This is a genomic window from Bradyrhizobium zhanjiangense (assembly GCF_004114935.1).
GTDB lineage: Bacteria > Pseudomonadota > Alphaproteobacteria > Rhizobiales > Xanthobacteraceae > Bradyrhizobium > Bradyrhizobium zhanjiangense.
Genome location: NZ_CP022221.1, coordinates 7761105 through 7773684, shown reverse-complemented (window position 1 = coordinate 7773684; position 12580 = coordinate 7761105). Strand labels below are relative to the sequence as shown.

The 12580-nt window shown below is 66.2% G+C and carries 12 protein-coding genes; 6 read left to right on the top strand and 6 right to left on the bottom strand.

Going from position 1 to position 12580, the window contains the following annotated elements; translation table 11 throughout:
* Nucleotides 1-6: 6 nt before the first annotated feature.
* From XH85_RS37125 to XH85_RS37115, 3 genes are all read right to left on the bottom strand, one after another.
* Nucleotides 7-1431, bottom strand: a complete 1425-nt coding sequence (locus XH85_RS37125; protein WP_128935885.1) for a TolC family protein — start codon at nucleotides 1429-1431, stop codon at nucleotides 7-9.
* Nucleotides 1432-1440: 9 nt separating this feature from the next.
* Complete coding sequence (locus XH85_RS37120) at nucleotides 1441-1725, bottom strand: hypothetical protein (protein WP_128935884.1); 285 nt, start codon at nucleotides 1723-1725, stop codon at nucleotides 1441-1443.
* Between the two features lie 79 nt (nucleotides 1726-1804).
* Nucleotides 1805-2227: a hypothetical protein gene (locus tag XH85_RS37115; protein WP_420809130.1), complete on the bottom strand. Its 423-nt coding sequence runs from the start codon at nucleotides 2225-2227 to the stop codon at nucleotides 1805-1807.
* 174 nt (nucleotides 2228-2401) lie between these two features.
* On the opposite strand from XH85_RS37115, the gene XH85_RS37110 reads away from it, so the two are divergent.
* The gene (locus XH85_RS37110; protein ID WP_128937561.1) at nucleotides 2402-3667 is read left to right on the top strand and encodes an MFS transporter; all 1266 of its coding nucleotides are present in this window, start codon (nucleotides 2402-2404) and stop codon (nucleotides 3665-3667) included.
* Here XH85_RS37110 and XH85_RS37105 read toward each other — a convergent pair.
* Both XH85_RS37105 and XH85_RS37100 read right to left on the bottom strand, forming a co-directional pair.
* Nucleotides 3664-4071, bottom strand: coding sequence for a DUF4864 domain-containing protein (locus XH85_RS37105; protein WP_128935882.1), 408 nt, complete (start codon nucleotides 4069-4071; stop codon nucleotides 3664-3666). The genes XH85_RS37110 and XH85_RS37105 overlap by 4 nt on opposite strands.
* A 53-nt stretch (nucleotides 4072-4124) precedes the next feature.
* A complete protein-coding gene (locus tag XH85_RS37100; RefSeq protein ID WP_128937560.1) occupies nucleotides 4125-4760 on the bottom strand; it encodes a TetR/AcrR family transcriptional regulator in 636 nt (211 codons plus the stop codon).
* A 252-nt stretch (nucleotides 4761-5012) separates the two neighbouring features.
* Between XH85_RS37100 and XH85_RS37095 the strand changes: the two genes are divergently transcribed.
* Genes XH85_RS37095 through XH85_RS37085 form a run of 3 tightly spaced genes read left to right on the top strand, consistent with a single transcriptional unit; the run spans nucleotide 5013 to nucleotide 8816 of the window.
* Nucleotides 5013-5510: a (2Fe-2S)-binding protein gene (locus XH85_RS37095; RefSeq protein ID WP_128935881.1), complete on the top strand. Its 498-nt coding sequence runs from the start codon at nucleotides 5013-5015 to the stop codon at nucleotides 5508-5510.
* Nucleotides 5507-6562, top strand: coding sequence for an FAD binding domain-containing protein (locus XH85_RS37090; RefSeq protein ID WP_128935880.1), 1056 nt, complete (start codon nucleotides 5507-5509; stop codon nucleotides 6560-6562). Before XH85_RS37095 ends, XH85_RS37090 begins: the two co-directional genes overlap by 4 nt.
* Nucleotides 6555-8816 carry a xanthine dehydrogenase family protein molybdopterin-binding subunit gene (locus tag XH85_RS37085; protein WP_128935879.1) on the top strand — a complete coding sequence of 754 codons (2262 nt, stop codon included), beginning with the start codon at nucleotides 6555-6557 and terminating at the stop codon, nucleotides 8814-8816. Before XH85_RS37090 ends, XH85_RS37085 begins: the two co-directional genes overlap by 8 nt.
* Before the next feature lie 211 nt (nucleotides 8817-9027).
* Here the strand turns inward: XH85_RS37085 and XH85_RS37080 are convergent, their stop codons facing one another.
* Entirely contained in the window at nucleotides 9028-9576 is a 549-nt protein-coding gene (locus XH85_RS37080) for a cupin domain-containing protein (protein WP_038972074.1), read from the bottom strand.
* Between the two features lie 148 nt (nucleotides 9577-9724).
* Here XH85_RS37080 and aptA point away from each other — a divergent pair, with 148 nt between their 5' ends.
* Together aptA and XH85_RS37070 are read left to right on the top strand one after the other, a co-directional pair.
* On the top strand, nucleotides 9725-11053 hold the full coding sequence (aptA, locus tag XH85_RS37075; RefSeq protein ID WP_164939328.1) for an omega-aminotransferase AptA: 1329 nt from the start codon (nucleotides 9725-9727) through the stop codon (nucleotides 11051-11053).
* A gap of 69 nt (nucleotides 11054-11122) precedes the next feature.
* On the top strand, nucleotides 11123-12388 hold the full coding sequence (locus XH85_RS37070) for a D-amino acid dehydrogenase (protein WP_128935877.1): 1266 nt from the start codon (nucleotides 11123-11125) through the stop codon (nucleotides 12386-12388).
* Nucleotides 12389-12580 lie beyond the last annotated feature (192 nt).

Genomic DNA, 12580 nt, shown 5'->3' with positions numbered 1-12580 from the left:
TCCATGTCAGTGGCCGCCATCGGCAGGCGCTGCCGCGGCGATGGTGGTTGGATTGTCGCTGCCGGCCGCAGGCGAGCCGCCGCCGTTGACGACGGTCTGCAGGTCGGATTGGGCGAGGAAGAACCTTTGCTTTGCATCGATGGCGCCGCGCAGCGACGCCAGGCGCTGCCTTGCCTCGGTGAGCAGCGCAAAAATGTCGACCTGCATGCTGGAGAAGCGCAGCTGCATCTCCTCTGTGATGATCTTTCGCAAGGGGATGATCTCGCGCTGGTAGTGGCTGGCGATGTCGTAGCTGGAGCGATAGCTGCGATAAGCGTCGCGTGCTTCCGAACGGACGTTGACGGCGCGCTCGGTCAGGCGGTTGAAGGCGAGATTGTAGGTTTCCGCCGCCTGGCGCACGCGGACCTCGCCGCCGTCGAAGATCGGGATCTGGAACTGAACGTCGAAGCCGCGCTCGCGGAACGGCGCACCTTCCGGATCCTGGGTGCGGCGGGAGATGCCGGCGAGATCGAGCAGGGTGACGAATCGCGTCGCCTCGGTGAGATTCAGCGATTTCGCCAGCGCCGTCAGCTCCAGCCGCGCGATCTGCAGGTCAATGCGATGGGCCACCGCGTCGGTTTCGATCGAGGGTAAGGCCAGCGGTCGGCGCGGCAGCGGCGGCAACGCGTTCGGCAGGCGGAAGTCGAGGCCGCCGTCCCACAGTCCCATCAGGCGTGCGAGCCTTTCGCGTGCGCTCGCTGCCGTCTGCCGTGCGGTGGCGAGGTCGGCGGTGGTCTCGGCGTAAAACACCTGCTCGCGCGCCTGGTCGAGCTTGTTGAGCGAGCCGGTTTCGCCGAGCTTGACCGCGAGCTGTGCGGTCGATTCCGCCGTCGCCTTCGCGTCCGTCAGCAGCACCACCATCTCGTTGCCGGCAACGGCGCGCCAATAAGCGCGCCGGACGTCGGCGGCGAGCCGCAATGTTGCCAGTGCCGCGCGCAATTGGGCCTGGCGAAAACGGTCGCGGGCGATGTCGGAGCGGAACGGCAGGGTGGCGAGCGCGAGGATGTCACCCACCACCTGGCGCTCGATCTCGCTGGCGCTATTGCCTGAGATCCGCGAGATCGAGAACACCGGATTGGGCGGCAGGCTCTGCTCGACCAGATCGGTCTCGGCCAGCGCCAGCTCGTTGTAGGCCGCTTGCAGCCCCTTGTTGTTGAGCAGCGCGATCTGCACGGCAGTGTCTGCGGTCAATGTCCGCGACAGCAGCTGGCGCATGCGCCCGTCAACTGCGCGCTCTCCCTCGCTTGTTCGCACGAAGGCGACGTCCTTGCTGATGCTCTGGCTCGTCAGCTCCGAGACTGTCGTCATGCCGCTGTCGGGCGAGAACGCGGCGCAGCCGGACAGACTGAGCGCAGCGAGAACGAGCAGGCTTCGCGCGAAATGATGTGCCATGGCGCGCTCCTACCGGTCTTGCTTCGGCTGCGGCGCGACATTCTCGTTGCGCTCGCGCCATGGTGCCGGCGTCGCCGGCCGCAGGCTGCTGTAGGGCGCGATCGTGGAACGATAGAGGGCGGGCGCCACCTTGGCCGCGGGATCGGCAGGATCCGCGGCGGCGATGTGTGTCGTTGTGGGCGTGCAGCCGGCCAACGCCAGCGCAATCACGGTCAGCAGCGACCAACTAAATAGAAAATGTCGTCCACGCGCCGCGGATGCGGCGGCGGACTTCGCCCCGGAAAGCGTCAACATGATTCATCCCTGATCTGTCCGTAAAGACCACAGGTTCGCGCGCGCAGACGCGCGCTCGGCCTGACGTCGTCGCGTCAGATCAGGCGATGGGAGGGCGGTAGTGCAGGGGCGGCGTCGCGCTGTGCAGGCTGGCCACGATCTCGGGCGCGCAGGCGGAGATGGGCTGAAGCGGCTTGGCGACGCTGGGCAGATCGGTCGGCAGCGCACTCACGCACATCATCCCGCAGCACGGTCCGGTCGTGCCCTTGCCGCCATGATGATGCGGAGCGGGCGCGTCCTGCGCAGCGGTCTGGTGATGCGCATGCGCTCCCGCGTGGTCATGCGAGGGAGCGCCATGCTGATGGCTTGCCTGCATCTGGTGGTGCGCCGGCGCGAGATCGGCGAGCGGGGCCTCGTCCGCAAGACACGGTGCCGGACCGCTGCCCCAGGCGAGCGCGGCTGCGGGCGCGAGCACGCAGAACAGATAGGCGAGGGCAACGAGGCGCCCCACCCTGATCCGCATCGATCGTGTCAATCGCAACAGCATTCCGCCGACATGTTCCCCGCGCGGCAATGTTGCACACGCTGATTGCAAACTAGTGGCAAAACCCGCGTTCGCCAAGCTCCTTCTTACCGCTGTGCACCGCGCATGCCCAATATCGCGCCGCGATGCTTGACCATGTGGCAATCAACGAACATGGTCCGTTCCGTGCACGCGCCAAATCATCCAGGACAAACCCCGGCTTCATTCACCCCTGATTCGCGTCAGGCCTGGATGCGCCTGGTCATTGCGCTCCTGATCGGCTCGATCGGCGCCGTCGGCATGTGGGCGGTCGTGGTCGTGATTCCCGTGGTGCAGACCGAATTCGGTGCCACACGCGGCGCGGTGTCGCTGGCTTTCACGCTGATGATGTTCGGTTTTGGGCTGGGCGGCGTGATCGCCGGCAAGATCACCGACCGGTTCGGCATCGTGCCGGCGATGGCGATCAGCATCGCCTTTCTCGGCATCGCCAACGTGCTCGCGGGGCTGTCGACGCAGCTCTGGCAGTTCGTGGCGGCGTATTTCCTGATCGGGCTCGGCACCTCCGCGACTTTCGCGCCGCTGATGGCGGAGGCCTCGCATTGGTTCGAGCGCTATCGCGGACTTGCCGTGACCATCGTCGCCAGCGGCAATTATGTCGCCGGCACGATGTGGCCGCCGATCGTGAGCTGGGGCATGCAGACCGCCGGCTGGCGCTACACCCATATCGGCATCGGCCTCGTCTGCGCGAGCACGATGGCACTTCTGGTCCTCGTCCTGCGCGCGCAGATGGGCAACGACCATATCCGCGATCATGCCAATGCGCCGCCGCCGCGGGTCGATCTCAATCTGTCGACCAACACGCTGACGGTGCTGCTCTCGATCGCCAGCATCTCCTGCTGCGTTGCCATGGCGATGCCGCAGGTGCATATCGTCGCCTATTGCGGCGATCTCGGTTATGGCGTGGCGCGTGGCGCCGAGATGCTGTCCTTGATGATGGGCTGCGGCATCGTAAGCCGGATCGGCTCGGGCTATCTCGCCGACAAGATCGGCGGCATCCGCACGCTGCTGGTGGGATCGCTGGCGCAGGGCTTTGCGCTGGTGTTCTATTTGTTCTTCGACAGCCTCACCTCGCTTTATCTGATCTCGGCGATGTTCGGTCTGTTCCAGGGCGGCATCGTGCCGAGCTATGCCATCATCGTGCGCGAGGCGATGCCGGCGAGCGAAGCCGCAACGCGCGTCGGCACCGTGATCTTTGCGTCCGTGTTCGGCATGTCCTTCGGCGGTTGGGTGTCGGGCGTCATCTTCGATGCCACCGGCTCGTATGCCGCGGCGTTCGCCAACGGCGTGGCGTGGAACGCGCTGAACATCGGCATCGTCGTATTGCTGCTGATCCGCTCGCGGATGGGCTCGGTCAACACCGGCCCGGGTTTTGCCACCTAAACGGACTGTCCCGCCTTCAGCAGCGAGCAGCCGGTGATCTTGTAGCTGCCATCCGGCTGTTGCTCGAGCGTGTAGAGCGCCTCCCAGGCCTCGCCATTGGCATCGATGATATGGACGCGCTGGGCGATCCAATCGCCGTCGGTTTTGCTCTCGCCAAATTCGAAACTCTTGTGACGATAGACCGGCGCGTAGCCGTTCTGCACCATGGACATGAAGATGTCGGGTGCGGGAAAGATCTCCTTGATCGCCGGTGCCGCATAGGAATAGGCCGCCGTCGCATCGTCGTGAACGAAAGCCTGCTCCTGGGCGCGGATGACGCTTTGCGCCGCCGTGACATCGCCGGCGCGTGCGGCGAGGGGACTAAGGGCAATCGTGAGGGCGACGACCAAGGCTGCGATGCGCATGACAGGCTCCGCGTCGATATCCCGGCGGTGGCGATGCTAGCACATCTCCGCGCCTACCGCTTCCGCCTCGGCGCCGATTTCGCTGGCCTGGCTGCGCGCGCCTTGGCCTTCTCTGGTTGCACGCGCAAGCCGTCGATGAACACGTCAAGGAGCCGCAGCGCCGTTGCCTGCCAGCCGGGCTGGTCGTGGATGTAGCACATGCCGAAGAACGCGCGCAGCAAGTCCTCGGCACTGATGTCGGCGCGCATCTCGCCGGCCGCGACTGCGCGGTCGAGCAGCGAGCCGGTCGCCTTCGTCAGCCGATCGAACGAGAAGGCGTGCAACTCGGACCCGCTCTGCACCGCGAGCGCCAGGGCTGCCATCATCCCCTTCTTGGTGGCGACGAATTCGACACCTGAGCGCAGCCAGCGCCTGAGCGCATCGACGGGGTCCTTGGCGTTCTTCAGCTGTTCGGCGAGTTCGCTGAGCTGCTCAACCTCGCGCCGGTACACCGCCTCGAACAGATCCTCGCGCGTGGGAAAATGGCGGTAGAGCGTGCCGATGCCGACGCCGGCGCGTTTGGCGACCGCTTCCAGGCTCGCTTCGGGGCCGCCCGCGCTGAACACCAGCTTCGCCGCTTCGAGCACGCGCTCGCGATTGCGCACGGCGTCGGCGCGGGGCTTTCGGGTCTGGTCGGTGTGGTCGTCCATATCAGGCAATGTAGATCACGAATTGGTTAGATTGAACACTTCTTGAACCCTTGGCGAGCCGCATCGCGTTGTACGCGCATGGGCTTTTGACGAATTCCAAATATTTCCGAGCGGCTCTTGTTAAACGGAGGGTGCCTCCGTATCTTCGCTTGAGCGTCGGCCGCATCATGTCCGGGCGGCGCGGTCTCGACGGCGGCCACGGCGGTGGCGCGCTGTACGACTAGTCATGTCCATATCTGATCGGAGCCTTGTATGAACCACTCCATCAGCCTCACCGTGAACGGTGCGCGGCGCGAATTCGTCCTCGACGATCCGCGCGTCACGCTGCTCGATCTCCTGCGTGAGCGCCTTCATCTGACCGGAACCAAGAAGGGATGCGACCGCGGCCAGTGCGGCGCCTGCACCATTCTCGTCGACGGCAAGCGCATCAACTCCTGTCTTGCGCTGGCCATCAGCCACGACGGTGCCGACATCCTCACCATCGAAGGCATTGCGCGCGGCGACCAGCTTCATCCGGTGCAGGCCGCCTTCATCGCCCATGACGGCTTTCAGTGCGGCTTCTGCACCCCCGGCCAGATCATGAGCGCCATCGGCATGATGAGCGAGGCGCAGGCAGGCAACGATCCCGAGCGCATCCGCGAATGCATGAGCGGCAATCTGTGCCGCTGCGGCGCCTATGCCGGCATCGTCGATGCCGTGCTCGACGCGCAAGGACGCATGGACGAATCCAATCAGAGGCGCTCCGCATGAAACCGTTCGATTATGTCAGGCCCGCCACGGTCACCGAGGCGGTTGCCGCCGCGGCCCAGCCGGGCGCCGTCTATCTCGCCGCCGGCACCAACCTGCTCGATCTGATGAAGGGGGGCGTCAGCCGTCCGGATCGTCTCGTCGACGTCACGCATCTCGATGGGCTCGACGGGATCGAGCGCCTCGCCGACGGTTCGTTGCGGATCGGCGCGCTCGTGAGCAACGCCGATCTCGCTCATGACACCGAGTTCGCCAGATCGTATCCCGCGGTCGCCGAGGCGCTGCTCTCGGGTGCATCCGCGCAACTGCGCAACGCCGCGACGGTCGGCGGCAATCTCCTGCAACGGACGCGCTGCGCATATTTCTACGACACCGCCAGCCGCTGCAACAAGCGCGAGGCCGGCAGCGGTTGCGATGCGCGTGAGGGCGAGAACCGCAGCCATGCCGTGCTCGGCTGGAGCGAGAACTGCATCGCCACGCATCCGTCCGATTTCTGCGTGCCGCTGGTCGCACTCGACGCCGTCGTCGAGATCGAGGGCAGGAACGGCCGGCGCGAGATCGCGCTCGACGAGCTGCACCGCCTGCCCGGCAATACCCCGGAGCGCGAGTCGGCGCTCGAGCCCGGCGACCTCATCACGGCGGTGCGCCTGCCGCCTGCGGCGCGCGGCTTTGCCGCGCATGCGCGCTACCTCAAGGTTCGCGAACGTACGTCCTATGCCTTTGCCGTGGTATCGGCTGCGGCCGCATTGCGGATCGAGAGCGGCAAGATCGTGGAGGCGCGGCTCGCGCTTGGCGGCGTCGCGGCAAAGCCCTGGCGTGCGCGCGCCGCGGAGGATGTTCTCAGGAACGTCGCGCCCACGGCCGACGCCTTCCGGGAAGCCGCCAGCCGCGCGCTCACCGATGCAAAGCCGTCCGGTGACAACGCCTTCAAGATCGAGCTCGCGCGCCGCATTCTCGTGCGCGCGTTGACGCTGGCCGCAGCCGGTACGCCCGCGCGCCTGCCGGCGCTGCCGGCCTCTCCCTTTGCCTCGACCTCCGGAGCCATCCATGCCTGAGCTCAACCTGACCAGTGCGCCCGCCCATCTGCGCCACGGCTCGAACATCGGCCAGCCGCTGACCCGCCGTGACGGCATCCTCAAGGTCAAGGGGCAGGCGATCTATGCCGCCGACAATCATCCGCCCGGCATGCTGTTTGCGGCGATGGCCGTCGCCAGCATTTCGCGCGGCCGTGTGACCTCGCTCGATGTCGCCGCTGCCAAGCGCCATCCCGGCATCGTCGACGTCATGACGCCGGACCACAAGCCGCAGCTCGCGGTCGACCCGGAGATCAAGACCAATCCATTCGTGTTCCGGATGGAAGTGCTGCAGAGCAATGAGGTCCGCTACGCCAATCAGCCGATCGCCGTCGTGATCGCCGAGACGCTGGAGGCCGCAACGGAAGGCGCGGCGCTGCTGGCGCCGCGTTACGAGACGCTGCCCGCGCTGATCGGTCTCGATGCCGGCGAAAGCTTCGTGCCGCCGGTCGTCGGCGTCGGCAATCCCGCGGAGCATCACCACGGCGATGTCGAGGCGGGCCTGGCCTCGGCCGAGAAGCAGATCGACGCGGTTTACGAGACGCCGCCGCAATATCACAACGCGATGGAGCCGCATGCGATCGTCGCCAGCTGGAACGGCGACAAACTGTCGGTCGACATGCCGACCCAGGGTTTGACAATGTCGCTGGCGCGTATCGCCGAATTGTTCGGCATCGCGCACGACAAGATCCACATCCGCAGCCCGTTCCTCGGCGGCGGCTTCGGCTCCAAGGGGCTGATGGCCGGCCCGCCGACGCTCGGTATCATGGCGGCCAAGCTGGTCGGCAGGCCGGTCAAGCTCGTGTTGCGCCGTGAGCAGATGTACGGCCCGGTCGGCCATCGCGCGCCGACGCGCCAGCGGCTGCGCATCGGCGCCGACGGTGAGGGGCGTCTGACGGCGCTCGATCATCACGCCAGCACCGTATCGAGCACGTTCGATGATTTCTACGAGCCCGCGGCCGGCGCCTCGCACTCGCTCTATGCAGCCCCTGCAATCCGCACCTCGCATGACGCCGTGCGTGTCAACACCGGCACGCCGTTGTTCATGCGCGCGCCCGGCGAGGCGACAGGATCGATCGCGCTCGAAAGTGCGATCGACGAGATGGCCTGGGCTTGCGGCATGGATCCGCTGGCCTTTCGCCTCAAGAACTACGCCGAGGTGGAGCCGATCACCGGCAAGCCCTTCTCCTCGAAAGCGTTGCGCGCCTGCTACGAGCAGGGCGCGGCGCGCTTCGGCTGGGCGATGCGCTCGCTCCAGCCACGGCAGATGCGCGACGATGCCGGCCTGCTGGTCGGCTGGGGCATGGGCACCGCGACCTTCCCGGCGCTGATGTTCCAGGCCGAGGCCCGCGCGGTGATCCGTCGCGATGGCTCGGGCGTGATGGAGATCGGCGCGCATGATATGGGGCAGGGCGCCTGGACGGCATTGGCGCAGATTGCCGCCGATGCCGTTGGTCTCGATATGGACCGCATCACGTTCAAGGCCGGCACGTCCGACCTGCCCGATGCCGGCATCGCCGGCGGCTCGGCGCACACCGCGACCGCCGGCGCGGCGATCCACAGCGCCGGCGCGGCCGTGATCGCAAAGCTCGCCGATCTCGCAACCAATGACGAGCGCTCGCCGCTGTTCGGTGCCGGCAATGCCGGCGTGGTCGCGCGCGACGGAAAGCTGTTTCGGCGCGACGACCTGAGCCGCGGCGAGAGCTATGCCGAGATCCTGGCACGCGCTGGCGTCTCCGAAGTCGAGGCGCGCGGCACCGGCGCGCCGAACCCTGCGGCGATGGAGGAATACGCGATGCACGCCCACGGCGCGGTGTTCGCGGAGGTGAAGGTCGATCCCGAGCTCGGCCAGGTTCGGGTCACCCGCATGGTTGGCGCCTTCGCGGCGGGACGCATCGTCAATCCGCGGATGGTGCAGAGCCAGCTGTTCGGCGGCATGATCTGGGGTCTGTCCTTCGCGCTGCACGAGGAGGCCATCACCGACCGCCGCAGCGGCCGGATCATGAACGCCAATCTCGGCGAGTACCACATCCCCGTAAATGCCGACGTGCCGCCGCTCGACGTGATCACGGTCGAGGAGCACGATCCGCACGTCAATGCGCTCGGCATCAAGGGCGTCGGCGAGATCGGCATCACCGGCAGCGCCGGCGCAGTCGCCAACGCGGTCTGGCATGCGACCGGCGTGCGTGTCCGCCGCTTTCCGATCAGGATCGAGGAGTTGTTGGCGCAGCTCTAGCTGCCGTCCCGGAACAAAGCGGCCCCGGAGTGCCTAGGAGTCCGGGGCCATAACCTCAGCACCTTTTGCGCGAGGCTGCTCGGCTACATGATGACAGTTAGCCCAGGTTCGGCCAGCGGACATTGAGGTGGCTCAAGCGCGCTGAGAATTCGAGCGGGACCGAATTCCTTGAGTTAGCGCAAGAAGGCTGGCGGGCCGACGCGGGCTCGCTTCAGAACGTCGGCGGCGTGCAGGCCGAGATCACTTCGCATGGCTTGCCGCCGACGCAGCGGAAGCGATGCGGGCGGCGGCTCTCGAAATAATAGGCATCGCCCGGATTGAGGATCCGCCGCTCGTCCTCGACTGTCACTTCGAGCTTGCCCGAAATCACGATGCCGCCTTCCTCGCCGTCATGGACGAGGTGGACGCGCCCGGTATCGCTGCCGGGCTCGTAACGCTCCTTCAGGATCTGCAGGCTGCGGCCGAACAGATTGTCGCCGACTTGTTGGTAGGAGATCGGCTTCTTGCCGACCTCGGTCAGCTCCTCCGCGCGGTAGAAGATCTTGCGCCGGCTCTCCGGCTCCAGCGCGAAGAACTCGGCGAGCCCCATCGGGATGCCGTCGAGGATGCGCTTGAGCGCGCCGACCGACGGGTTCATCTGGTTGGATTCGATCAGCGAGATCGTCGAATTGGTGACGCCGGCTCGCTTTGCCAGCTCACGCTGCGACAGCTTGTGGCGCGCCCGGATGAATCGCAGCCGTCCACCGATGTCGACGCTCATGCCTTGGTCTCGTGTTGCAGGTGTTGCGGATCGCGCAAATATGGACCGACAGCCCTAGTGAAATCAATGGTTTGCAGCTGATCAGAAAAGGACTTGTTGCGCCTTATGAGCCGTGGCTCTGGTAGCAGGTCAGCAAAGGAGCGCGGCCGTGACCCTTCATCAGATTCCGAACACTATCAAGACCGACTCGTTCTGGATGCCGTTCACGGCCAACCGGCAGTTCAAGAAGGCGCCGCGCCTGTTCTCCTCCGCCGAGGGGATGCACTACACCACCGTCGACGGCCGCAAGGTGATCGACGGCTCCGCGGGCCTGTGGTGCGTCAATGCCGGTCACGGCCGCAAGCAGATTGCTGCTGCGGTCGAGCGGCAGCTCATGACGCTGGACTTCGCACCGTCGTTCCAGATGGGCCATCCGCTGGCGTTCGACTTCGCCGAGCGGCTCGCCGAGATCGCGCCGAAGGGCCTCGATCGCGTCTTCTTCACCAATTCCGGCTCCGAATCGGTCGATACCGCGCTGAAGATCGCGCTCGCCTATCACCGCGCCAACGGCCAGGCCAGCCGCACCCGCCTGATCGGCCGTGAGCGCGGCTATCACGGCGTCGGCTTCGGCGGCACCTCGGTCGGCGGCATGGTCGCCAATCGCCGCGCCTTCGCCACCCTGCTGCCGGGCGTCGACCACATCCGCCACACCCACGATCTCACCCGCAACGCCTTCGCCAAGGACCAGCCTGAGCACGGCGCCGAGCTCGCCGATGATCTCGAGCGCCTGGTCGGCCTGCACGGTGCCGAGACCATCGCCGCCGTCATCGTCGAGCCGGTGCCGGGCTCGACCGCGGTGCTGCCGCCGCCGAAGGGCTATCTGCAGCGCCTGCGCGAGATCTGCGACAAGCACGGCATCCTCCTCATCTTCGACGAGGTCATCACCGGTTTCGGCCGCCTCGGCACGCCGTTCGCCGCCAACTTCTTCGGCGTCACGCCGGATCTGATGACGACGGCCAAGGGCATCACCAACGGCACCATTCCCTGCGGCGCGGTGTTTGCGAGCCGCAAGGTGCATGACGGCCTGATGGTCGGCCCCGAGAACCAGATGGAGCTGTTCCACGGCTACACCTATTCGGCGCATCCGACCGCCTGCGCCGCGGGCATCGCGACGCTCGACATCTACAAGGATGAAGGCCTGCTCACGCGCGGTGCGTCGATCGCCGAATATTGGCGCGATGCGCTGCATTCGCTGAAGGGCCTGCCGAACGTCGTCGACATCCGCAATTGCGGCCTGATGGGTGCGGTGGAACTGGCGCCGCGCGGCGGTGCGGTCGGTGCCCGCGGCTACGACGTCATGGTCGATTGCTTCAACACCGGCCTCTACCTGCGCATGAGCGGCGACAGCTTCGCGATGTCGCCTCCGCTCATCGTCGAGAAGAGCCACATCGACCAGATGGTCTCGATCCTCGGCGACGCCATCAAGAAGGTGGCCTGATAATTGCTCCCGCGGTTCACGGAGTTTCTTCTTGCAGCGGCGCGTGATGCCGCGGGAGTTTGACGAAGCGTGAAAGTCTTGATCCTCGGCAGCGGTGTCATCGGTGTCACCTCTGCCTACTACCTCGCGCGTGCCGGCCATGAGGTGACGGTCATCGACCGCCAGCCCGAGCCTGCGCTGGAAACCTCGTTTGCCAACGCCGGCGAAGTGTCGCCGGGCTATTCCTCGCCCTGGGCCGGCCCCGGCGTGCCGGTAAAGGCGATCAAATGGCTGTTGATGAAGCACGGCCCGCTGGTGATCCGGCCGAAGCTCGATCCAGTCATGTGGGTCTGGCTGCTGAAGATGCTGCGCAACTGCACCAGCGCGCGCTACGCGGTCAACAAGAGCCGGATGATCCCGATCGCGGAATACAGCCGCGATTCCTTGCGCGATCTGCGCCGCGACATCGGCATTCAGTATGACGAGCGCTCGAAAGGAACGCTGCAGCTGTTCCGCTACCAGGCGCAGCTCGACGGTACGGCCGAGGACATCGCCGTGCTCAAGCAGTACGGCGTGCCTTTCGAGGTGCTGAGCCGCGAGGGCTGCATCGCTGTCGAGCCGGCGCTCGGCGGCGTGAAGGAGAAGTTCGTCGGCGGGCTTCGCCTGCCGCAGGATGAGACCGGCGACTGCCACATGTTCACGCAGGCGCTGGCCAAGCATGCCCAGGCGCTCGGCGTGCGCTTCATATTCAACACAGGCATCGACCGCATCGTCACCGACGGCGCGCGTGTCAGCGGCGTCGCGACCAGTGCCGGCCTGTTACAGGCAGACGCTTACGTCCTCGCGCTCGGAAGCTGGTCGTCACGGCTCGTTGCGCCGCTTGGCATCTCGCTGCCGGTCTATCCGGTGAAGGGCTATTCGATCACGGTGCCGATCAAGGATGCCTCCGGCGCGCCGGAATCGACCGTGATGGACGAGAGCTACAAGGTCGCGATCACCCGCCTCGGCAATCGCATCCGCGTCGGCGGCACGGCGGAAATCTCCGGCTACTCGGACAAGCTCTATGATGCGCGCCGTGCCACGCTGGACCATTCGCTGACCGACCTGTTCCCGCGCGGCGGCGATCTCGCCAAGGCGACGTTCTGGAGCGGCCTGCGTCCGATGACGCCGGACGGTCCGCCCGTGATCGGCCCGACGCAATACGCCAATCTCCACCTCAACACCGGCCACGGCACGCTCGGCTGGACCATGTCCTGCGGTTCAGCGCGCGTGCTCGCGGACATGCTGTCGGGCAAGAAGCCCGACATCGACGTGAGCGCGCTGGTGGTGGACCGGTACAAACATCGGTTCGGGTAAGACTCTATCGGCCCGTCATTGCGAGCGCAGCGAAGCAATCCAGTATCCGTCCGCGGAAACCGTCTGGATTGCTTCGTCGCAAGGGCTCATCGCAATGACGGCGTGGAGGCAGCGCGTCCTTAATCTATCATCGTCACCCTGCGGCGTGAGCGCGGCGGCGCAACAGCGCCGCTGAGCGAGCCTCGAAGGGCG